Genomic DNA, 412 nt, shown 5'->3' on the forward strand with positions numbered 1-412 from the left:
AGGAAGATCTCATGGCTAAGGCTAAGTTTGAACGTAATAAGCCACACGTTAACGTGGGCACAATCGGTCACGTTGACCATGGTAAAACAACTTTAACTGCTGCTATCGCAACTGTATGTGCGAAGAAATTCGGTGGTGAAGCTAAAGACTACGCTGCAATCGACTCTGCACCAGAAGAAAAAGCACGTGGTATTACAATTAATACATCACACGTAGAATACGATTCTCCAACTCGTCACTACGCTCACGTAGACTGCCCGGGCCACGCCGATTATGTTAAAAACATGATTACTGGTGCTGCTCAAATGGACGGCGCGATCCTTGTATGTGCTGCGACTGATGGTCCAATGCCACAAACTCGTGAACACATCCTTCTTTCTCGCCAAGTAGGTGTTCCATACATCGTTGTATT

At 45.9% G+C, this 412-nt stretch carries 1 protein-coding gene; it reads left to right on the forward strand.

What is annotated here, in order from left to right:
* Positions 1-11: 11 nt before the first annotated feature.
* A partial coding sequence (locus CL42_RS16340; RefSeq protein WP_035271135.1) for a GTP-binding protein occupies positions 12-412 on the forward strand: 401 nt, incomplete at its 3' end.

It is taken from the genome of Acinetobacter sp. Ver3, assembly GCF_000632455.1.
Classification (GTDB): Bacteria; Pseudomonadota; Gammaproteobacteria; order Pseudomonadales; family Moraxellaceae; genus Acinetobacter.